Below are 21531 nucleotides of genomic sequence, written 5' to 3' on the forward strand. Positions count from 1 at the left end.
GGTGCGTTCCTGCCGAATCCGCGTCAACACCTTGACGCGGCGCGCCTATAATGGCCGCCTCGATCAAGGAGTGACGACATGAGCGGTCCGGCGCGGCGGAAGCGGTGGGGATGGGCGGCGGCGGTACTGGCAGGAGGCCTGTTGCTGGGCCTGGCCGGCTGCCGCAACGACAGCGGGCAGCTGCCCAAGGCCAGCGGTGAAGCGATCACCACCAAAGCCGAGCAGGTGAAGGAATTCACCCTGCTGCGCGCCTACCCGGACCAGAAGAATGACGGCCTGTCGCTGGCGCTGGAGTTCTCGCGCCCGCTGGTCGGCACCCAGGACTTCGACAAGCTGGTGCGCTTCGAGGAGAAGGTCGGCACCGATGACAGCAGCTGGACGCTGTCCGACGACGGACTGACCCTGCGTTACCCGTTCGTCGAGGCCGGCAAGGAATTCAGCCTGGTGGTCTCGGCCGACCTGCTGGCCGCCGATGGCAGCCGCCTGGGCAAGGAACTGAAGCAGAAGGTGTTCAGCGGCGAGCTGAAGCCGGTGGTCGGCTTCGCCTCGCAGGGCAGCGTGCTGCCGGCCAAGGACAGCCGCGGCCTGCCGGTGGTCTCGGTGAACGTGCCGGAGGTCGACGTCGAGTTCCTGCGCGTGCGCGAGAAGGACCTGCCGACCTTCTTCAGCCAGTACCAGCGCGGCGGCCGCCGTGGCAGCTGGGAACTGAGCAGCGACTACGAGCGCAGCCCGATCAACAAGCTGGCCGAGCCGGTCTACGTCAACCGCTTCATCCTCGGTGGCAAGCAGAACGAGCGGGTGCTGACCTACCTGCCGACCCAGGACATCAAGGAGCTGCAGGAGCCGGGCCTGTATTTCGCCCTGCTCAAGCGCACCGGTGACTACGAGGGCGAGTTCGATACCGCGTTCTTCTCGGTCAGCGATATCGGCCTGCATACGCGTGCCTACAAGGACAAGCTGTTCGTGCACACCGCCGGCCTGAAGGACGGCGCGCCGCTGAAGGGCATCGACCTGCGCGTGCTCGATGCCAAGGGCGAGGTGGTGCTGAAGGGCAGCACCGACGGCAACGGCAATGCGCTGCTGAACTACACCCTGGATGCCACCCATGTGCTGGTCGCCAGCAGTGGCAAGGACACCAGCTTCCTGCCGTTCAACCAGCCGGCGCTGGATCTGAGCGAGTTCGCCGTGGCCGGCCGTGACAACGCGTGGTTCGACGTCTACGCGTGGTCGGGGCGTGACCTGTACCGCCCGGGCGAGACCGTGCGCCTGTCCGCGCTGCTGCGCGACAACGACGGCAAGCCGGTCAAGGCGCAACCGGTGTTCCTGCGCCTGAAGCAGCCCGACGGCAAGACCTTCCGCGAGACCCGCCTGCAGCCGGGTGACCAGGGCTACATCAACTTCGAGCAGGCGATTCCGGCCGAGGCGCCGACCGGGCGCTGGCAGGTCGAGTTCCGCACCGACCCGGCCAGCAAGGAAGCGATCCAGGGCATGACCCTGCGCATCGAGGAGTTCCTGCCCGAGCGCATGAAGCTGGACCTGGACAGCGCACAGAAGACCCTGAAGCCGGGCGAAGAGCTGCGCCTGCAGGCCAACGGCGCGTACCTGTATGGCGCGCCGGCCGATGGCAACCGCTTCACCGCGCGCATGGCGGTGGCGGCCGAACAGAAGCCGGTGGATGGCCTGCCGGGCTACTTCTTCGGCGACCCGACCCTGCAGCTGCCGCGCGAAGCCAAGGACGTGATCGATACCACGATGCCGGCCAACGGCCAGCTGCGCGAGGACGTGGCGCTGCCGGAAGAGGCGGCCAAGGCCAAGGCGCCGATCGCGGTGGTGCTGTCCGGTAGCCTGTACGAGACTGGTGGTCGCACGGTCACCCGTACCCTGAAGCGGGTAATGTGGCCGGCCAATGCGCTGGTCGGCGTGCGGCCGCTGTTCAACCCCGACGATGGCGCCGATTCCAACGGCAATGCGCGCTTCGAGCTGATGCGCGTGGACGCCGCCGGTAACCCGCAGCCGGCAAAGGGCCTGAAGATCACCCTGGTGCGCGAACTGCGCGATTACCACTGGACCTTCAACGACAACCGCTGGGACTACGATTTCACCCGCCGCTTCGAGAACAAGGAAACCCGTACCGTCGACGCCGGCAGCAGCGCGGTCGCGTTCGATTTCCCGGTGGAGTGGGGCGAATACCGGGTGGACGTGTTCGATCCGTCCACCGGGCTGACCAGCCGCTATCCGTTCCGCGCCGGCTGGAGCTGGGGCGATGACAACCGCGGCCTGGACGCACGCCCCGACAAGGTCAAGCTGGGCCTGGACAAGACCGGCTACAAGGCCGGTGACACGCTGGAAGTGACGGTCACCCCGCCGCACGCCGGCAAGGGCATCCTGATGGTCGAGACCGACCGCATGCTGTACGTGCAGGACATCGAGGCCAAGCCGGGTTCGACCTTCAAGATTCCGGTCACCGCCGACTGGGAGCGGCACGACGTCTACATCACCGCGCTGGTGTTCCGGGGCGGCAGTGCGCCGAGCAAGATCACCCCAGCCCGTGCCGTGGGCGTGGTGCATGTGCCGATGGACCGCAAGGGCCGCACCGTGGCCGTCGGCCTGGTCGCGCCCAAGCAGATGCGCCCGGAGCAGGACCTGCCGGTAACGGTCAGCGCACCGCAGCTGGCGGGCAAGACCGCACACGTCACCGTGTCGGCGGTGGACGTGGGCATCCTCAACATCACCCGCTTCCCGGTGCCGGATGCCGGCGCGCACTTCTTCGCGCAGCGTCGTCTCGGCATCGATGCCTACGACATCTACAGCCGGGTGATCGAGAGCTTCGACGGTGGCGCCGGCAAGCTGAAGTTCGGCGGTGACATGGCCCTGCAGGCATTGCCGCAGGCCAAGCGCCCCACCGCGCGCGTGCAGACCGTAGACCTGTTCTCCGGCCCGGTGCAGCTCGATGCCAAGGGCATCGCCCGCATCCGCCTGAAGGTGCCGGACTTCAACGGCACCCTGCGCGTGTCGGCACTGGTCTACAGCGATGACCAGTACGGCAAGCGCGATGTGGAAACCGTGGTGCGTGCGCCGATCCTGGCCGAGGCCAGCATGCCGCGCGTGTTGGCGCCGGGCGACCGCAGCACCGTGACCCTGGACGTGCAGAACTTCACCGGCAAGCCGGGCCAGTTCAACGTGAAGGTGGAAAGCGAAGGGCCGCTGAACCTGGGCGAGGGCAGCCGCAGCGTGCAGTTGAATGCCGATGCCAAGACCACGTTGAGCTTCCCGCTGTCGGCACGCGAAGGCCACAGCGTGGCCAAGGTGCGGGTGCGCGTGGACGGCAACGGCTTCAAGGCCGATCGCCGCTACGACCTGCCGGTGCGTGCGGCCTGGCCGCAGGTGCTGCGTTCGCAGGTGCGCACGCTCGATCCGCTGGCTGCGGTCAGCCTCGACAACAGCCTGACCGATGGGTTGATGTCCGAGTCGGTGAATGCCCGCCTGCTGGTCAGCCCGCTGCCACCGATCCCGTTCGCCAGTGCGCTGCAGGGCGCGTTGAACTACCCGTATGGCTGTGCCGAGCAGACCACCAGCAAGGGCTACGCCGCGCTGATCCTGGATCAGGCCACGTCGTCGATGCTCGGTGCCGACGGCCTGGATGCCAAGACCCGCCGTGAGCGCATGGAAGGCGCGTTCGGCCGCCTGGCGTCGATGCAGGTGGCCAACGGCAACTTCTCGATGTGGGGTGACGACGGTTACGTGAACCCGTGGCTGACCCCTTACATCACCGAGTTCCTGCTCGACGCCAAGGACGCCGGCTTCGCGGTGCCCGACAACGTGCTGCAGAAGGCGCTCAACCGCCTCAGCGAGGACCTGCTGTCCGGTGGCAATCAGTTCTATGGCCAGGACGACCGCGAGAAGCTGAAGTTCGCCAACCAGGCGTATTCGGGCTATGTGCTGGCCCGGGTGAACCGCGCGCCGCTGGGTACCCTGCGCACGCTGTACGACAACGAGCGCAGCAAGGCGGTCGGCGGCCTGTCGCTGGTCCACCTGGGCGTGGCGCTGTCGCTGCAGGGCGATGCCAAGCGTGGCCAGGCCGCGCTGGCCGCGGCCTTCGCCAAATCCAGCAGCGAACGCCCGTCGTACTTCGGTGACTACGGCAGCGCGATCCGTGATGACGCGCTGATGATCGCGCTGACCCATGAAAACAAGCTGGCCAAGCCGGCCTGGGACGCACGTGCGGTGGACCTCGGCCGTGGCCTGGACGCGCGCCGCAATGCTGGCTGGATGTGGCTGAGCACGCAGGAACAGGTGGCCATCGCCCGCCTCGGCAAGGCCCTGGCCGCCAACCAGAAAGCGCTGGTGGCCGGTGAGCTGGTGATCGGCGGCACGACCGAAGCGATCAGCGAACGCAAGCTGTTCGGCCGCAACTTCAGCGCCAGCGAACTGGCCAGTGGCGTGCGCTTCACCCCGCAGGGCCAGCCGCCGATGTTCGCCAGCATCGACGTGGCCGGCATTCCGCGCAGTGCGCCGGCACCGGACAACAGCGTGCTCGGCATCGAGCGCAGCTACTACGGCACCGATGGCAAGCCATGGTCGCCGCGTCCGCTGAAGGAAGGCGAAGCGCTGATCGTGCGCGTCACCGTCACCGCCGATACCACGATGCCCGACGCGCTGCTGACCGACCTGCTGCCGGCCGGCCTGGAGATCGAGAACTTCAACCTGGGCGACGCCAAGCAGTGGGCCGATGTGGTGGTCGATGGCATCACCATCAGCGATCGCGGCGAAGCCGCCGACACCAAGCACGAGGAGTTCCGCGACGACCGCTATGTGGCCGCGCTGAAACTCTCGCGCGGCAGCAAGGCCAGCGTGTTCTACCTGGTGCGTGCGGTGACCCCGGGTACCTACTCGGTGCCGCCGCCGCTGGTGGAGGACATGTACCGCCCGCAGCTGCGTGGCGTCGGCCGCAGCAACCCGACCACGATCACGGTGGTGCAGCCGTGACCGCGCGGACGGGCCGCGACGGCGCGGCCCGTCCCACTGGCAACCTGCAATGAAACACACGATGAAGACCCGGCTGGCGGCCCTGCGCCGCTGGCTGCGGCCGCTGTGGCCGTGGCTGCGATGGGGCACGACGGCCATGCTGGCACTGCTGCTGGTGCTGGATTTCGTCTTCCCGCCACCGCTGCCGAAGCAGCGCGATACCAGCACCCTGGTGGTGGCTGCCGACGGCACGCCGCTGCGTGCATTTGCCGATGCCGAAGGCGTGTGGCGCTATCCGGCGTCGATCGACAGCGTCTCGCCGCTCTACCTGCAGGCGTTGCTGACCTACGAAGACCGCTGGTTCTGGCGGCATCCGGGCATCAACCCGCTGGCGATCCTGCGTGCCAGCGGCCAGCTGCTGCGCGGCGGCCGCATCGTGTCCGGTGGCTCGACCCTGACCATGCAGGTCGCCCGCATCCTCGACCCGCACACGCGCACGCCGTGGGGCAAGCTCAAGCAGATGCTGCGTGCGGTGCAGCTGGAAGTGCACCTGAGCAAACGGCAGATCCTGGCCCTGTACCTGGAGCGCGCGCCTTACGGCGGCACCATCGAAGGCGTGGAAGCGGCCAGCTGGGCCTATCTGGGCAAGCCGGCGGCTCAGCTGTCGCATGCCGAGGCCGCGCTGCTGGCGGTGCTGCCGCAGGCGCCGAGCCGGCTGCGCCCGGACCGCCACCCGGAAGCGGCGCAGAAGGCGCGCGACAAGGTGTTGTCACGCATGGCCGAACTGGGTGCGTGGACGCCGGACGAAGTGGAGGATGCACGCATCGAGAATGTGGTGGCGCGCTCGCTGCGGCCGCCGTTGCATGCCGCATTGCTGGCGCAGCGCCTGCATTCGGCGCATCCGGGCCAGGCGCGCATCCAGAGCAGCATCGACATCGGCCTGCAGCGCACGCTGGAAGAACGCGTGGCCAGCTACTTCTCGACCTTGCCGGAACGTACATCGGCCGCGCTGCTGGTGGTCGACAACCAGACCCTGCAGGCGCGCGCCTATGTCGGCACGCTGGCGTTCGGTGACCGCCAGCGGCTCGGCCACGTGGATATGGTGCAGGCGTGGCGCTCACCAGGCTCAACGCTCAAGCCGTTCCTGTACGCAATGGCGCTGGATGATGGCCTGATCCATTCGGAAAGCCTGTTGGTCGACGCACCGCAGAGTTTTGGCAGCTACCGCCCCGGCAATTTCGACATGGCGTTCAACGGGCCGATCGGCGCCGCCAGCGCGTTGCGGCTGTCGCTCAACGTGCCTTCGGTGGACCTGCTGCAGCGGGTTGGCGCGGCGCGCTTTGCCGCGCGCCTGTCGCATGCCGGCATCCAGCTGCGGTTCCCGCCCGGCAGCACGCCCAACCTGTCGTTGATCCTGGGCGGCACCGGCGCGCGGCTGGAGGATCTGGTCGGCGCGTTTGCTGCGCTGAACCGTAACGGCATCGCCGGTCGCGTGCGTTACACCGATGACGAGCCGATGATCGAGCGCCGCCTGGCCTCGCCGGGCGCCAGCTGGATCGTGCGCGAGATGCTGGAGTCGAATCCGCGCCCGGGCTACAGCGTCGGCACCTTCGACGTCGGGGGCCGCCCGCGCGTGGCCTGGAAGACCGGCACCAGTTATGGCTACCGCGATGCGTGGGCGATCGGCAGCACCCGCCACTACACCGTGGGCGTGTGGGTGGGGCGTCCGGACGGCACGCCGCTTCCCGGCCAGTACGGTGCGGTCACCGCGCTGCCGCTGATGTTCGAAGTGGTGGACAGCCTGCCGCGCCAGCGCGGTGACTCGGCTGCCGCACCGATGCCGGCCAGCGTCAGCCAGGAAGACATCTGCTGGCCGACCGGCGAGCGGGCCGAAGGCCTGCCGGCGGCGCTGTGCCAGCGGCGGATGCCGGCGTATCTGCTTGAGGGCGCCGCACCGCCCACGTTCCCCGAGCGAGAGGCGCGGCGCTGGCAACCAGGCCGCCAGCGTTACCTTGCCGATGCGCGCAGTGGCCTGCGTGTATCGGCCGATTGCAGCGCGCCCCATGAAGAAGTGGCGCGTGAGATCGCGCGCTGGCCGGCGCTGCTGTCGCCCTGGCTGTCCAAGGCCACGCGCGAGGCCTCGCAGCTGCCGCCGCTGTCGCCGGATTGCCGAGATGATGGCCGCGAGGCCAGCGTCGCACTGCACATCGACGGGCTCAATGATGGCGCCATGCTGGCGCGCGCGCCCAATGCGGAGCATGGCGTGCGCCTGCAGCTGCGCGCACTGGGCAGCGAGCAGGCGGTGGACTGGCTGCTGGATGGACGCTGGATCGCACAGACCCGTGGCGCGCAGCTGATGCAGCGCGAGTTCGCCGAACCGGGCGCGCATACCCTGACCGCGTTGGCGGCCGATGGGGCATGGACGCAGGTGCGGTTCAACGTCCTGCGGTAGGTGCCGACCTTGGTCGGCGCTCGGTGCAACGCCAACGACACCGTCGTGCGCTGGTAGGTGCCAACCTGGGTTGGCACGCGGCAAAGGCGCCCACCAAGGTCGGCATCTACCAGATCATTCCCCGATCCACCCATCCAGCAGGTCGGCGAATTCGTCGGCGTGTTCCTCTTCCTGCGCCAGGATCTCTTCGAGGATGCGCTTGGTGGTGGTATCGCGATCGCCGATGAAGTTGATCATCTCGCGGTAGCTGTCGATGGCGATGCGCTCGGCCACCAGGTTCTCACGGACCATGTCGCGCAGGTCGCTGCCTTCCTTGTACTCGGCATGCGAACGCGCGGTCAGCGTATCGGGGTTGAAGTCGGGTTCGCCGCCGAGCTGGACGATGCGTTCGGCCAGCTTGCCGGCATGTGCCTGTTCCTGCTGTGCATGTTCGAGGAACTCGGCTTTCACCGCGTCGGCCAGCATGCCCTTGGCCATGAAGTAGTGCCGGTAGTAGCGCAGCACGCACACGTACTCGGTGGCCAACGCGTCGTTGAGCAGCTTGATCACCACCTTGCGGTCGGCACTGTAACTGTCGGTGATCGCACCATCCTCGATATTGCGGCGGGCACGGTCACGCAGGGTCTTGCGGTCGCTGATGCCGGGAACCTTCGCGGCGGGCTTGCTGGCTTTGGCTGGCTTGCTGGACATGGCTGGCCGTTTCCTCTTGCGGTTGGTAGTCAGGTGGGCAGGTGCTCCAGCACGTACTCGGCTGAAGAGACTTCGAACTGGCCGGGCTGTTCGATCCAGGCCGCGCGCACCACGCCATCGACCACGTACAGCGCGAAGCGGCGCGAGCGGATGCCCATGCCCGAGGCACTGGCATCCAGTTCCAGGCCGAGCGCGCGGGTCAGTTCGGCATTGCCGTCGGACAGCATCAGCAGGCCATCAGGCACGCTTTGGTCGGCGGCCCAGGCCTTCATCACGAAGGGGTCGTTGACCGCCATGCAGTAGACGTCGATGCCGCGCTGGCGGAACGCCTCGAACTTCTCGACGTAGCCGGGCAGGTGTCGGGCCGAACAGGTCGGGGTGAACGCACCGGGCACGGCAAACAGCACCACCTTGCGCGCGTCGAACAGCGAATGCGTGTCGAGCGTTTCGATGCCCTCGCGGATGCGCTTGAGGGTCACTTCCGGGATGCGGTCGCCAACGTGGATGGTCATGGTGAACTCCTTGCAGGGGCAGGCTAGTGGCCCGCATGGGACAGCGACGTCAAGACATTGGAAAACCGGTGTGCAGGCCCCATCTTCAGGCTTTGCCGGACGGCCTTCCAGCCATAGCCTGGGGCAGGGGGATGGCAAGCGCATTGCGCAGGATCAGTCGGCCTCACCGGGGCCGCACGAGCAGCGGCGTAGCATCGCCGGCGCGTAGAATGAACCCGGGGCGGCGCCACCGGCGCGGCCGAAGCGAATCGAGGTAGCTGGATGGAATTCAAGGATTACTACGCCACCCTGGGGGTGGAACCGAGCGCGGGCGAGGCGGAGATCAAGACCGCCTACCGCCGCCTGGCACGCAAGTACCACCCGGACGTCAGCAAGGAGGCCGGGGCCGAAGACAAGTTCAAGGCGGTCAACGAGGCCTACGAGGCGCTGCGCGATCCCGAGAAGCGCGCGGCCTATGACCAGCTGCGCGCGCAGGGCTACCGCCCGGGCGAGGAATTCAACGTGCCGCCGAACTATGGCGGCGCCGGTGGCTTCAATTTCGAGGAAGTGTTCGGCGGTGGCGGCCCCAATGGCGGCTTCAGCGACTTCTTCGAAAGCCTGTTCGCGCGCCAGCGCGGTGGGGCGGGCGCGGGCCCCGGCCCGGGCTTCAGCAGCCATGGCCACGCGCCCAATCGTGATACCCGCGCCAAGCTGTCGGTCCCGCTGGAGGCGGCCTACAACGGTGACAGCTTGCGCATCACCGTCAACGGCAAGCAGCTGGACGTGCGCGTGCCCAAGGGCATCCGTCCCGGCCAGGTGATCCGGCTGGCGGGGCAGGGCAACCAGGGCGGCAACCTGCTGCTGGAAGTGGAGTACGCCGCGCACCCGCAGTTCGAGGTCGATGGCCGCAACATCCTCTACACGCTGCCGGTCACGCCGTGGCAGGCCGCGCTGGGCACCAGCATCAGCGTGCCGACGCTGGGCGGTGCGGTGGAGCTGAAGATTCCGGCCGATTCCGATGCCGGCCGCAAGCTGCGCCTGCGCGGGCGCGGCCTGCCGGGCAATCCGGACGGCGACCAGATCGTTGAAATCGAGATCGTGGCCCCCGCCGCGACCGACGAGGCGCAGAAGAAGGCCTACCGGAACCTGGCCAAGGCCTTTGGCGAAAGCATTTGAAGGTAGTGCCGGCCGCTGGCCGGCACCCACCAGGCAAAGGCGTGCCAACCAAGGTTGGCACCCACCGGAATGTTTCAGCCCTGGCCGGCGAACACCCGCTCCAGCACCTCGGACAGTTCGTCTTCCGAGAACGGCTTGGTGATGTAGGCCTTGGCGCCCTGGCGCATGCCCCACATGCGGTCGGTGTCCTGGTCCTTGGTGGTGACCAGGATCACCGGGATGTGCCGGGTGGCCTCGTCGCGGGCGAGGGTGCGGGTGGCCTGGAAGCCGTTGAGGTTGGGCATCACCACGTCCATCAGGACCAGGTCGGGCAGCTCGGCCTTTGCGGTTTCGACCCCGGCGGCGCCATCGGTGGCGGTCAGGATCTGGTGCCCGAGCTTCTCGACGATGCGCTGTATCCCCAACAGCTGCGACGGTGAGTCGTCGACGATCAGAATGCGTGCCATGTTGTTCCCCATGTAATGCCCGCAGTGTAGTGCGGGCACATTACCGGCGGGAGGGGCGTGCGTGCCGTCCGTCGCCTGCCTGCGACGTTCAGTCGATCCGCACCACGGTGCGGCCCAGCGAACCACCGGCTAGCATCCGTGCGAACACCGCTGGCAGGCCATCGAGGCCGACCTCGGCGGTGCAGATGCGGTCCAGGTGCTGCGGCTTCCACTCGCTGCCCAGGCGTGCCCACACTTCCTCGCGCAGCGCGCGTGGTGCGTTCGCAGAGGACACGCCCAGAAGCGACACACCGCGCAGGATGAACGGCATCACCGTCATGTCCAGCGTGGGGCTGGCAGCCAGGCCGGCGCTGACCACGCTGCCATAAGGCACGGTCTGTGCCAGCAGGCTGGCCAGCATCGGGCCGCCGGCGTTGTCGAGGCCACCGCCGAAGCGCGCCGACTGCAGCGGGCCGGTGTCGGCCAGCGCCTCGCGCGGCAGCACCTCGCTGGCACCGATGCCGCGCAGGAAGTCGGCCTGGTCCGGCTTGCCGCTGACCGCGTGCACGCTGTAGCCGGCCCGGCTGAAGATCGACAGCGCCAGCGCACCGACGCCACCGCTGGCGCCGGTGACCGCCAGCGGGCCGAGGTCCGGGGTCTGCCGGTTGTCCTGCATGCGCAGCAGGGCCAGCGCCGCAGTGAAGCCGGCGGTGCCCAGCACCATCGCCTCGCGCGGGCTCAGCCCGGCCGGCTGGGCAATCACCGCGCGTGATTCCAGCCGCACGTACTGGCTGTAGCCGCCGTCACGGGTCTCGCTGAGGCCGCAGCCGGTGGCCAGTACCGCATCGCCTTCACGCCAGTCCGGGTCGGTGCTGGCGACCACGGTGCCGGCCACGTCGATGCCGCCCACCAGCGGGAAACGACGCAGGATCCGGCCCTTGCCGGTGCCCGCCAGTGCATCCTTGTAATTGACCGACGACCAGTGGGCGCGGATCAGCACCTGGCCGGGATTGAGGTCGTCGACACTGAGCTCGGCCAGGCCACTGCGGTAGCCTGCGTCGTCGTTTTCGATACGGAAGGCGGTGAACGGGGTGGTGGGGGCCATCGGCGCTGCCTGACTTCGAGGAAAACGCCACCTTACCCCGTTGCCCCCCTTTCGATCCTGCCGATCCGCCCCATCTTGTATGATCGGTAATGGTTTCACGGCTGGCGCCGCGGGAAGGGCCCGCGCCGCAGCCCACATCTTGATGGAGCGTGCATGGCCTGGAATACACCCGGCGGCAACAAGGGCGGACAAGGCCCCGAGGACAATCGACGCGGGCCGTTCGGGTCGCGCGGCGGTGGCAATGGTGGTGGCTGGGGCGGACTGCCCGGGCCGCTGAAGGACCTGTTCGACGGCGGCATCATGCGTTGGGTGGTGGCAGCCGTGGTGCTGCTGGTGCTGTTCTCCAGCTTCCAGCTGATCGGCGAACAGCAGCGTGGCGTGGTGCTGCGCTTCGGCCAGTTCTCGCGGATCCTGCAGCCCGGACCGAACTTCAAGCTGCCGTGGCCGATCGAATCGGTCACCAAGGTCAACGCCACCGAGATCAAGACGTTCTCGATCCAGGTGCCGGTGCTGACCCGCGACGAGAACATCGTCAACGTCTCGCTGAACGTCCAGTACCGCATCGACGACCCGCAGCAGTACCTGTTCGGCACCGTTGATGCCAACCAGGTGCTGGAGCAGTCGGCGCAGAGCGCGGTGCGCGAGGAAGTCGGCCGCGCCGACCTCAATGCCGTGCTGAACAACCGTGGCCCGCTGGCCGTGGCCGCCGAAGAGCGCCTGCAGGCGCTGCTGAAGGCGTTCAAGACCGGCCTGACCGTGACCGGCCTGACCCTGCAGGACGCCCGTCCGCCGGAGGAAGTGAAGCCGGCCTTCGACGAGGTCAACGGCGCCCAGCAGGTCAAGGAACGCCTGATCAACGAAGCCCAGGCCTACGCCGCCAAGGTCGTGCCGGAAGCCCGAGGCCAGGCCTCGCGTGCCCGTACCACCGCCGAGGGCTACAAGCAGGCCGTGGTGTCCAAGGCCGAGGGTGACGCGCAGCGCTTCAGCCTGTTGCAGGCCCAGTACAAGGACGCCCCGGAAGTGACCCGCAAGCGCCTGTGGCTGGAGACCGTGCAGCAGGTGCTGAGCGAGAACCGCAAGGTGATCGGTGGCGATGGCCGCCAGCTGATCTACGTGCCGATGACCGGCGATACCCGTCCCAGCACCTCGGCCCCGGCCGCAGTGGCGAACCCGGACGTGGTGATGCCGTCGCTGCCGGGTGCAGCGGCGGAAGCTTCCCGTGATCCGGGCCGGCCGGTGGGCCGCCCGACCGGGCGACCGAGCGGCCGTGAGGAGGGCAGCCGATGAAGAGTCCTATCTGGATCGCCGTGATCGTGGCGGTGGCGCTGGGCCTGCTCGGCTCGGTGTACGTGGTCCGCGAGGACCAGACTGCCATGGTCCTGAACCTGGGCAAGGTGGTGCGTTCGGACATCAAGCCGGGCCTGCACTTCAAGGTGCCGGTGGTGGAAACGGTGAAGGTCTTCGACCGCCGCTTCCAGGTGCTCGACACCGCCCCGGCGCGCTACTTCACCGCCGAGCAGAAGGACGTCAGCGTCGACTTCTTCGCCATCGGCTACATCTCCAACGTGGGTGACTACTTCCGTGCCACTGGTGGCGATCCGCGCATCGCCAATGCCCGCCTGGCCCCGATCATCACCGACTCGCTGCGCAACCAGATCAACTCGCGCACCCTGCAGCAGCTGGTCTCCGGCGACCGCAGCGAGCTGATCGCCGAGCAGCTGAAGGGGATCAACGAAGCCGTGGCCGGGCTGGGCATGCAGATGATCGACCTGCGCATCAAGCAGGTGGACCTGCCCACCGACAGCCAGGTGATCAACGACGTGTACGAGCGCATGCGCGCGCAGCGCAAGCAGGAAGCGGCCAAGCTGCGTGCGGAAGGCGAGGAACAGTCGCTGACCATCCGCGCCCAGGCCGACCGTGACAGCACCGTGCTGATCGCCGAAGCCGAGCGTGACGCCCAGCGCCTGCGCGGTGAAGGCGATGCCGATGCGGCTCGCATCTACGGCAAGGCCGGCTCGGCCGACCCGTCGTTCTACGCGTTCTACCGCAGCCTGGAGGCCTACCGTGGCTCCATGACCGACGGCAACGGCGTGATCGTGCTCGACAAGAACGACCCGTTCCTGCAGTACCTGAAGAACGACCGCTGAGGTCGCAGGGCATTACCCCACGGGGCCCGGCCAGATGCCGGGCCCCGTGCTTTTTCCGGAGTCCCCCCATGAAAGATCTGTTCGCCGCCGTCTGCCTGGTGGCGGTGCTGGAAGGCCTGTTCCTGTTTGTTGCCCCGTTCGCCTGGAAGCGCATGGCCGAGCGCCTGCTGGACCTGCCCAGCCCGGCCCTGCGCAGTTTCGGCGGGCTGGTGCTGCTGGCCGGGCTGAGCCTGCTGTGGTGGGCCCGGCATTGAAGGCCCGGCACGGCCGCCTGCGTTCACATGCGTGGCCCGGCTCTGGTAGATGCCAACCTTGGTTGGCATTGCCGGCCAGCGGCCGGCACCACCGGGCGGGGCGCCTGACCGGCCGGTGAAGCCGCCCGTCGGAAAGGTGGCACCCGACCCCGGAAACCCGGATAATGCACAAAAGCCGGACGGGCCTCCCCGTTCGGCTTTTTCCGTGTCTGGGCCTTCCATCGCCGGCGCTCCCCGTTTGGAGCTGCCATCCAGGTGCTGGCCAGCCCCGCCACGGTTTACCCGTCCGCGGCCCCGATGGCCGCAACAAATCGAGGAGCCCGTCATGGGTCAGTCTGTCGTAGTGTTGGGTGCCCAGTGGGGCGATGAAGGCAAGGGCAAGATCGTTGATCTGCTTACTGAGGAAATCGGCGCCGTCGTGCGCTTCCAGGGCGGCCACAATGCCGGCCACACCCTGGTCATCAATGGCAAGAAGACCGTCCTGCACCTGATCCCGTCGGGCATCCTGCGTGACGATGCGCTGTGCCTGATCGGCAACGGCGTGGTGATCTCGCCGGCCGCGCTGCAGAAGGAAATCGCCGAGCTGGAAGCCTCCGGCGTGGAAGTGCGTTCGCGCCTGAAGATCTCCCCGGCCGCGCCGCTGATCATGCCGTACCACATCGCCCTGGACCAGGCGCGCGAACGCGCTGCCGGCGGCAAGGCGATCGGCACCACCGGCCGTGGTATCGGCCCGGCCTACGAAGACAAGGTGGCGCGCCGCGGCATCCGCATCGCCGACCTGCACTATCCGAAGCAGCTGGAAGAACTCCTGCGCACCGCGCTGGATTACCACAACTTCGTGCTGACCAAGTATCTGAACACCGATGCGGTCGACTTCCAGAAGACCTTCGACGAAGCGCTGGCCTTCGGCGAATACGTGCAGCCGATGAAGTCCGACGTGGCCGGCATCCTGCACGACCTGCGCAAGCAGGGTAAGCGCGTGCTGTTCGAAGGTGCGCAGGGTGCGCTGCTGGACATCGACCACGGCACCTACCCGTACGTCACCAGCTCCAACACCACCGTCGGTGGCGCACTGGCCGGTTCCGGCGTTGGCGCCGATTCGATCGATTACGTGCTGGGCATCGCCAAGGCCTACGCCACCCGCGTCGGCGGCGGCCCGTTCCCGACCGAGCTGGACGACGAAGTCGGCCAGGGCATCCGTGACCGCGGCGCCGAGTACGGTGCCTCGACCGGTCGTCCGCGTCGTTGCGGCTGGATGGATATCGTCGCGCTGAAGCGCGCCGTGGCCATCAACGGCATCAGCGGCCTGTGCATCACCAAGCTGGACGTGCTGGATGGCATGGAAAAGCTGAAGGTCTGCATCGCCTACGAATACAACGGCAAGCGCACCGAGTACGCGCCGCTGGACGCGCAGGGCTGGGAAGACTGCACCCCGGTGTACCTGGAGTTCCCGGGCTGGACCGAGAACACCCACGGCATCACCAACTGGGACGACCTGCCGCCGGCCGCACGCGCTTACCTGCGTTCGCTGGAAGAGCTGGCCGGTTGCCCGATCAGCATCGTTTCCACCGGCCCGGACCGCGACCACACCATGGTCCTGCAGGATCCGTTCGCCTGAGGTAGCGCTGTTCAACTGAAAAAAGAGCGCCGCGACTCCCTGTGGGGTCGCGGCGCTTTGTTTTGGGCCGGTTTCATCGGTCGGCAGCCCGTGCCGGCTCCAGTAGTGCCAGCCCATGGCTGGCAGAACCGAAGCCATCAACATGTCGCTTCCAGCACGCCAAATCGGCCGACCACGTCAAATTCTCCCAAGCCCCACATCCCTCATGCTCCCCGCATACAACTTCTGGTAAGCGATAAACGTCACGCGCCATTCTGAAGTGAGGGTTGTTCGCGTCACCGCACGTCGCTCTCGTCCGTGCACCAGCACAGTCGCGCCTATTCCTGTCGCATCCACCATTCCCCGGGCATGCAACACTTCGCCCTGCGCTCTCGATTCATCCGAACCTTTCGGATTTTTCTCATTGAATCGAGCATGCAGGCGTAGACACCATGGCGCGCCACCGGAAAAGGGTGGCCGGGCATCCAAACCCGCGATACATGCTGTAAGCGCTTGCCAGCCGGCACCGTCCTGAAACGGTGCCGGCTGGCAATCCGTCGGCCTTTATGGCGGGCGGTGCGTGGGGGTCTTCGGACCCGCCGGTCTAGCATGTATCCCGGTTTGGAACCCGCACCGTCCGCCACCCCGCTTCCGCGCGGTGGCGCTGTTAAGTACAGCCACGGAAGCCTACGCCATGACCACTCGCAAGACCCCGCCGTTCCATGTTGTTGAGCCCATCAACGACGACGCGGATCCCGCCGACGATCTCAGCACGTTCCAGGGCTGCCTCACCCGCATCCGTGACGGCGAAGGCTCCGATGGCATGTTGTGGCCGGAGGAGGCCCTGTCCGACGGACGACGTCAGTCCCTGGCGCGGATCGACCGTGCGGCCGTGGGCATCCTCACCGCGGTGGAGATGCTGCACGCGGCCAACCGTTGCGCCAGCATGGCGACGCCGCGCAGGCACCTGGACGAAGGTGTGGTGGAAGGGCTGTTCTTCGCCTGCCGCGAACTTGCCGAGCTGGTCTGCAGGGAAGTCAGGCCGGCCTGACTCCTTCCGCATGTGCGATGCCCAGCCTCGCCATCGGGCGAGGTACCGGGTGGGTTCACGCGCTGCTTTGCGCCGGCACTGTGGGCACGTGCAGTTCTGCGCTACGTTGTGGCCAATGCCAGCAGGATGCAGCGCGATGACCGGGAGTTCGGCATGAAGGGCGAGACGGTCGCACGGGTGGCCCTGTGGCTGCTGTGGAGCCTATGGGCGCTGGCCTGCATCGTGCTGCTGCTGGGCGCAGCCGCCAACTATCTGGCCTCGCGCACGCAGACGCTGCCGCTGGTGCTGCAGCCCGGCGCGACGGCCGAGATCACGGTCTATCGCTTCATCGACGATCGGCTGCGCTTGCGACTGCGCTATGCCGATGACGGCGCCGATCCTTTGGTTGATCCCGAGCTGCGCCTGCGCGCTGAAACGCCGACCGATCGCAATGAGTTCCGCGCGGACACCCGCTCACCTTCGGCAACGGCTGACGTCGTTCGTGCACTGGAATCGGTCGAGCCAGACCGCTTCGCCGCCTCGTACTTCGGCTACGGCCGCGGTGATGCATTGCCGCGTGGCCGTTCCTGGCTGCGGCTGACCGTGCTGGCGGTCGACCCGGCGCTGGCCGGCCGTGCGGCCTCGGTGGAGTTGCTGCCGCCGATGGACGTGCTGAAGCTGACCGACCTGGACTACCTCTGGCTGTGGCCGTTCTTCTTCTGGCAGCCGGTGGCGCTCCTTTTACTGATTGCCGGTGGCGTACTGGCGGCCGCCAGCATCGCGCTGCGGCGCTGGCGACGCCGTCCTCCAGCCCGGTAGCGCCGGGCCATGCCCGGCAGTGCACTTGCCAGATACCCAATATGGGTAGGATCGTACCCAAATCGGGCATCACTGCGACTGGCTCTGCCACGCGGCAGATGCGCTAGCCTCCCGCCCGCAGCAGCGGGTATGGATTGATCGACTCGCCTTTCCACCATTGCCTCTCCGGGCCCAGCACATGCACCTCGAAATGCAGGTGCGGGGCCTCGGCGCTGGCATTGCCGGTGCTGCCGACGTAGCCGATCACCTCGCCGCGCTTGATCACCTTCTTTTCCGCCAGCCCATCGGCATAGCGTTGCAGGTGGGCGTAGTAGTAGCACCAGCGTCCGCTGGGTTCGAACTGGTAGATCGTCAGGCCACCGCGCTCGCTGTCGAACAGCTTTTCCACCGTGCCATCGGCCACGGCCAGCACCGGCGTACCGGCGTCGGCCATGATGTCGATGGCATCGTGTACGCGCCCTTCGCTGCGTGCATCGGTGAAGGTGTCGCGCAGCTGCGAGGCGTCGATGCCCTGTACGGGCAGCAGCAGGCCGGTTGGCGTACCGCTCGCGTTGGCCGACGGCGCCGCCGATGCGGAAGGCGCTGCATCCACCTGCGGAGCTGCAGGCGCCTTCACCGGCGTTGCAGCCACTGCGGGTTGCGGGGCAGGCTGGGCAACGGCCACCGGCTGAGCCACATCCCGGCGCAGCCACCAGCCGGCCCCCAAGCCCAGCAGCACGCCCAGCACGATCAACTGCGAAAGGCGCATCGCATCACTCCTGCATCACCACGGGAACCGAGGTATCCACCGCATCGGCCACGCGCAGCGCATCCCAGTTGGTCATGCGCACGCAGCCATGCGATTCGGTCTTGCCGACATGGCCGGGTTCGGGCGTGCCGTGCAAACCATAGTGCGGCTTGGACAGGTCGATCCAGACGCGGCCGACTGGATTGTTCGGGCCCGGCGGCAGCGTTGCCTTTTTCTCGCCCTTGCGCGCATCCCAGAACAGTTTCGGGTTGTAGTGGAAGGGCGGATCGCGATACACGCCGAGGATCTTCCATTCACCGATCGGCAGCGGGTCATGCTGGCTGCCGGATGACACCGGCACCTGCGCAATCACCTTGCCCTGCGCATCCAGCAGCTGCAGCGTGGAATCGGATTTGTCGACCACCACTTTGGCCGCCTTCGGCAGCGGGGCCGGGGCGATGTTCGGCACCTGGATGCGGTTGCCGGCCTTGCCCAGATCGACGCCGGGGTTCAATACCTTCAGCAGTTCGGGCGAGGCATGGAAGCGTTCGCCCAGTGATTCTTCCACGCTGCCGTAGCCCAATGCCTTCAGCTTGGCCTGTGCGGCAGGTCCCTTCGGCACCGGCTGGAACGGACCTGCCACGTCCTCGGCGGTCAGCGTGTAGCTGGCCAGCGGCGCGTTGGCATCGGCCTGCAGTGCCTTCCAGGTGGCCTCGTCCAGCTCGCCGGTCACCGTCAGGCCATGGGCGGCCTGGAAGCCGGACACAGCGCGGCGCTGGTTGCTGCCGACCTCGCCGTCAATCTGGCCGGGCGAGAAATTGGCCCGGTCCAGCAGAACCTGCGCGTGCAGCGGCGAGCGGGCTGCGATGTCCGGTCCTGCCTTCTCCGCGATGGGCGCCGGCAGCTGGGCCGGCGGCGGTACCTGGGCGAAGGCGGGCGAGATCAGCAATGACAGGGCGAGCAGGGCGGGGCGGGGTACGGGCATGGAGGTCTCCGGCAGATGGCAGCTCCACCCTGCCCGCAGAGGCTGCGTAGCCGCCGTGAAAGCGAACTGATGCCGGCATGAGCAGAACTGCGCGGCCACGCGGCGGGGCCTTGCCGCAGAAGAGCGCCACGTGGCCTCACCAAGGTGAACGGCTGCCGACGACTGCAGGTGTTGTCGATCAAGAATGCCGGTGGCCCGGCCGATACGGGCGCATCCCCCCGTTTTGGATGTACCGATGAACTACTTGAGGAATGTCAGGGTTGCCTGGCGTCTTGGGCTGGGCTTTGGCCTGTTGTTGCTGCTGGTTGCCGCCGTGGTGGCCACCGGTGCCACCGCCAGCGTCGTGCAGAAGCGCGCGATGCAGCAGGTGGTCGATGTCAGCGTGGCCAAGGTGCGGTTGCTGTCGCAGATGCTCGATGCCAACAACCAGATGATGGTGGTGCGCCGCGAGATGCTGATCCGCCAGGGCGACGACCGTGGCCACGACGAGCAGCGCATTGCCGATCTGGTGAAACGCTACGAAGCCAGCTGGAGCGCGTACCAGGCGTTGCCCAGTGATGCCGCAGGCAAGGCCATTGCTGAAACCATCGCAGCCAAGCGCGCCATCGCCCGCCCGCTCAACAAGCAGACCAGCGAACTGATGGAGCAGGGCGACTACTCCGGCGCGGTGGCACTGACCCTGGGCCCGGTGCAGGAAGCGGCCAACGGCTGGAACAAGGCGCTGTCCGACGGTGTGGACTTCGAAGAGAAGGAAAGCCGCGATGCCGCCGCCGAGGCGATCCGCCTGGGTGAGCGCAGCCTGCTGCAGCTGCTGGTGCTGGGCGGCGTGGCGCTGCTGGCAGGCATTGCAGCCTCGGTGATGATCGGCCGCAGCCTGACCGGCCCGCTGGCCCGTGCGGTGAACCTGGCCGAGCGCCTGGCCAAGGGCGAGTTGGATCAGGAATTCCGGCTTGGCGGTCGTGACGAATTGACCCAGCTGGGCCAGGCCATGGCCAGTGTGCGGCAGAGCGTGCAGGCCGCGATCGGCGCACAGCTGCAGATGGCCGAGCAGCACGAGGCGGGCGCGATCCGCTATCGCATGGATGCCAGCGCGTTCCCGGGTGACTTCGGACGCATGGTGCAGGCCACCAACAGCCTGGTCGAATCGCACGTGCAGGTACAGCTGCTGATGGCCGAGGTGATGCAGCGCTACGCCATCGGCGACCTCAGCCGCGACCTGCCGGATTATCCGGGCGAGAAGGGCACGCTGACCCGCACCCTGGCGGCGGTGAAGCAGAGCTTGATGGCGATCAACGCGCAGATCGATGAGCTGGCCCGTGCCGCGCGCGCCGGTGATTTCAGCATGCGCGGCGATGCTGCTGCGTTCCAGTACCAGTTCAAGGCGATGGTCGAGCACCTCAACGGCATGATGGCCAGTTCGCAGGCCAGCATCGCCGATGTCTCCGATGTGCTGCGCGCGATCTCGCATGGCGACCTGACCGCACGCATGGACGGCGAGTACGACGGCGTGTTCGCCCGCATGCGCGACGACGCCAACACCACCACCGCGCAGCTGACCGGCATCGTGCGTGGCATCCAGGTGGCTGCCGACAGCATCAACAACGCCGCGCAGGAACTGGCCGCCGGCAACAACGACCTGTCGCGCCGCACCGAGCAGCAGGCGGCCAACCTGGAAGAGGCCGCTGCATCAATGGAGGAATTGACGTCCACCGTGCGCCAGAACGCCGAGCTGGCCCGCCAGGCCGACAGCGAAGCGCATGCGGCCGGCGCCGCCGTGCGCGAGACCGAGCAGGCGATGGCACAGATGGCCTCGGTGATGGGCGAGATCGACCAGTCGTCGGCCCGCATCTCGGAAATCTCCACGGTGATCGACGGCATCGCGTTCCAGACCAACATCCTCGCGTTGAACGCGGCGGTGGAAGCCGCACGAGCGGGCGAGCAGGGCCGTGGTTTTGCCGTGGTCGCCAGTGAAGTGCGCACGCTCGCGCAGCGTGCCGGTGTCGCCGCCAAGGAGATCAAGGAACTGATCGAAGACGCTGCCGCCAAGGTGAAGAGTGGCCTGGCGGTGACCGTTGAATCGGAAGCCGCGATCGCGCGCGTGGCCCAGGCCAGCTCGCGTACCACCCAGTTGATGAGCGACATCGCAGCGGCCAGCAAGGAACAGGCGGCCGGTATCGAGCAGGTCAACCAGGTGGTGGTGCAGATGGACCAGGTGACCCAGCAGAATGCCGCTCTGGTGGAAGAAGCCACCGCTGCCAGCCGCGCGCTGGAAGAACAGGCGCACGCACTGACCACGTCGGTGTCGGTGTTCAAGGTGGAGCAGGGCGAAGTGGCTTCGGCCGTGGCGCGTCGCGCAGCCTGAGCAGGCTGCTGAACCCCTGACAGGAATACGGCCGCCCTGGGCGGTCGTATTCCCATTGTCTGCCCAGACAGGCGGACACACCGCCATCATTGTTCAAGGACACTGCCGAGCATGGCCCCCACGGCATACAGCACGACCAGGGTAGGGGGTATCACCAGCAGGTAGACGGTCGTCCAGGTCTTTCCGGAAAGCCACCCACCCATGCCGATGACGTTCAGTGCTGCGGTCTGCCGGGACCACCAGCGAAGCGCCGCGTGTGCCGTCGTGCACTTCCTTGGGCCGAGCCAATACGTGAAGCTGCAGGCA

16 protein-coding genes are annotated in these 21531 nt (G+C 67.5%); 10 read left to right on the forward strand and 6 right to left on the reverse strand.

Annotated elements, in window-relative coordinates:
- The first annotated feature begins 78 nt into the window (after positions 1 to 78).
- Both SSKA14_RS07825 and pbpC read left to right on the forward strand, forming a co-directional pair.
- Complete coding sequence (locus tag SSKA14_RS07825) at positions 79 to 4986, forward strand: alpha-2-macroglobulin (protein ID WP_008266186.1); 4908 nt, start codon at positions 79 to 81, stop codon at positions 4984 to 4986.
- A gap of 49 nt (positions 4987 to 5035) precedes the next feature.
- Positions 5036 to 7417, forward strand: a complete 2382-nt coding sequence (gene pbpC, locus SSKA14_RS07830; RefSeq protein WP_050413353.1) for a penicillin-binding protein 1C — start codon at positions 5036 to 5038, stop codon at positions 7415 to 7417.
- Positions 7418 to 7531: 114 nt separating this feature from the next.
- On the opposite strand, the gene SSKA14_RS07835 is transcribed toward pbpC, so the two are convergent.
- Positions 7532 to 8107, reverse strand: a complete 576-nt coding sequence (locus SSKA14_RS07835; protein ID WP_008264790.1) for a ferritin-like domain-containing protein — start codon at positions 8105 to 8107, stop codon at positions 7532 to 7534.
- A gap of 29 nt (positions 8108 to 8136) precedes the next feature.
- Complete coding sequence (locus SSKA14_RS07840) at positions 8137 to 8619, reverse strand: peroxiredoxin (RefSeq protein ID WP_008267565.1); 483 nt, start codon at positions 8617 to 8619, stop codon at positions 8137 to 8139.
- 261 nt (positions 8620 to 8880) lie between these two features.
- Between SSKA14_RS07840 and SSKA14_RS07845 the strand changes: the two genes are divergently transcribed.
- Positions 8881 to 9774, forward strand: a complete 894-nt coding sequence (locus tag SSKA14_RS07845; RefSeq protein ID WP_008265225.1) for a DnaJ C-terminal domain-containing protein — start codon at positions 8881 to 8883, stop codon at positions 9772 to 9774.
- A gap of 74 nt (positions 9775 to 9848) precedes the next feature.
- On the opposite strand, the gene pilH is transcribed toward SSKA14_RS07845, so the two are convergent.
- Positions 9849 to 10220, reverse strand: a complete 372-nt coding sequence (gene pilH / locus SSKA14_RS07850; RefSeq protein WP_005410644.1) for a twitching motility response regulator PilH — start codon at positions 10218 to 10220, stop codon at positions 9849 to 9851.
- An 88-nt stretch (positions 10221 to 10308) separates the two neighbouring features.
- A complete protein-coding gene (locus SSKA14_RS07855) occupies positions 10309 to 11304 on the reverse strand; it encodes a YhdH/YhfP family quinone oxidoreductase (protein ID WP_008266902.1) in 996 nt (331 codons plus the stop codon).
- Between the two features lie 153 nt (positions 11305 to 11457).
- On the opposite strand from SSKA14_RS07855, the gene hflK reads away from it, so the two are divergent.
- From hflK to SSKA14_RS07885, 6 genes are all read left to right on the forward strand, one after another.
- Positions 11458 to 12591 carry an FtsH protease activity modulator HflK gene (hflK, locus tag SSKA14_RS07860; RefSeq protein ID WP_006463285.1) on the forward strand — a complete coding sequence of 378 codons (1134 nt, stop codon included), beginning with the start codon at positions 11458 to 11460 and terminating at the stop codon, positions 12589 to 12591.
- Entirely contained in the window at positions 12588 to 13451 is an 864-nt protein-coding gene (locus SSKA14_RS07865) for a protease modulator HflC (RefSeq protein WP_006463283.1), read from the forward strand. Before hflK ends, SSKA14_RS07865 begins: the two co-directional genes overlap by 4 nt.
- A 68-nt stretch (positions 13452 to 13519) precedes the next feature.
- The gene (locus SSKA14_RS07870) at positions 13520 to 13705 is read left to right on the forward strand and encodes a DUF2065 family protein (RefSeq protein WP_005410640.1); all 186 of its coding nucleotides are present in this window, start codon (positions 13520 to 13522) and stop codon (positions 13703 to 13705) included.
- A 325-nt stretch (positions 13706 to 14030) separates the two neighbouring features.
- Positions 14031 to 15323, forward strand: a complete 1293-nt coding sequence (locus SSKA14_RS07875; protein WP_040007290.1) for an adenylosuccinate synthase — start codon at positions 14031 to 14033, stop codon at positions 15321 to 15323.
- Positions 15324 to 15996: 673 nt separating this feature from the next.
- Positions 15997 to 16353, forward strand: a complete 357-nt coding sequence (locus SSKA14_RS07880; RefSeq protein ID WP_008266984.1) for a hypothetical protein — start codon at positions 15997 to 15999, stop codon at positions 16351 to 16353.
- A 153-nt stretch (positions 16354 to 16506) separates the two neighbouring features.
- Positions 16507 to 17151, forward strand: a complete 645-nt coding sequence (locus SSKA14_RS07885; RefSeq protein WP_040009442.1) for a hypothetical protein — start codon at positions 16507 to 16509, stop codon at positions 17149 to 17151.
- A 103-nt stretch (positions 17152 to 17254) separates the two neighbouring features.
- Here SSKA14_RS07885 and SSKA14_RS07890 read toward each other — a convergent pair whose 3' ends face one another.
- Together SSKA14_RS07890 and SSKA14_RS07895 are read right to left on the reverse strand one after the other, a co-directional pair.
- Positions 17255 to 17899: a M23 family metallopeptidase gene (locus tag SSKA14_RS07890; protein WP_008267045.1), complete on the reverse strand. Its 645-nt coding sequence runs from the start codon at positions 17897 to 17899 to the stop codon at positions 17255 to 17257.
- A 4-nt stretch (positions 17900 to 17903) separates the two neighbouring features.
- The gene (locus tag SSKA14_RS07895) at positions 17904 to 18863 is read right to left on the reverse strand and encodes a L,D-transpeptidase family protein (protein WP_008265683.1); all 960 of its coding nucleotides are present in this window, start codon (positions 18861 to 18863) and stop codon (positions 17904 to 17906) included.
- Positions 18864 to 19098: 235 nt separating this feature from the next.
- On the opposite strand from SSKA14_RS07895, the gene SSKA14_RS07900 reads away from it, so the two are divergent.
- A complete protein-coding gene (locus tag SSKA14_RS07900; protein ID WP_040007292.1) occupies positions 19099 to 21225 on the forward strand; it encodes a methyl-accepting chemotaxis protein in 2127 nt (708 codons plus the stop codon).
- The last annotated feature ends 306 nt before the right edge of the window (positions 21226 to 21531 follow it).

The organism is Stenotrophomonas sp. SKA14 (genome assembly GCF_000158575.1).
Classification (GTDB): domain Bacteria; phylum Pseudomonadota; class Gammaproteobacteria; order Xanthomonadales; family Xanthomonadaceae; genus Stenotrophomonas; species Stenotrophomonas forensis.